The sequence below is a fragment of the Arthrobacter koreensis genome (assembly GCF_035792275.1).
In the GTDB taxonomy this organism is placed as follows: Bacteria; Actinomycetota; Actinomycetes; order Actinomycetales; family Micrococcaceae; genus Arthrobacter_B; species Arthrobacter_B koreensis_A.
The window spans coordinates 1-255 of sequence record NZ_JAMWKK010000042.1 but is presented as its reverse complement, the minus strand read 5'-3'; the positions used below and the strand labels follow the sequence as shown (position 1 = coordinate 255).

The window sequence follows — 255 nt, the reverse complement described above, 5'->3', positions numbered from 1 at the left end:
TCCTAAACCGTTCCGGGGTCCCCAAGCTCTGGGAACTGGATCCACTGACCGGCATCCGCATCCGTGCCGCACGGGCCACGGACCGCCGCTATGAACGCGACGCTCCCGGGGACATGATCCATATCGATGTGAAGAAACTCGGCCGGATCCCCGACGGGGGCGGCTGGCGGGCAGACCCTAACCAGTCCGCCCGCAACCACAGCACCGGCCACACGAAAGTCGGTTTCGACTACGTCCACGTCGCCGTGGATGATC

Annotated in this window: 1 pseudogene; it reads left to right on the top strand. The window is 65.1% G+C overall.

The features are described 5' to 3' along the window. A pseudogene (locus NGB94_RS16745) lies at nucleotides 1–255 on the top strand (IS481 family transposase); the annotation flags it as partial.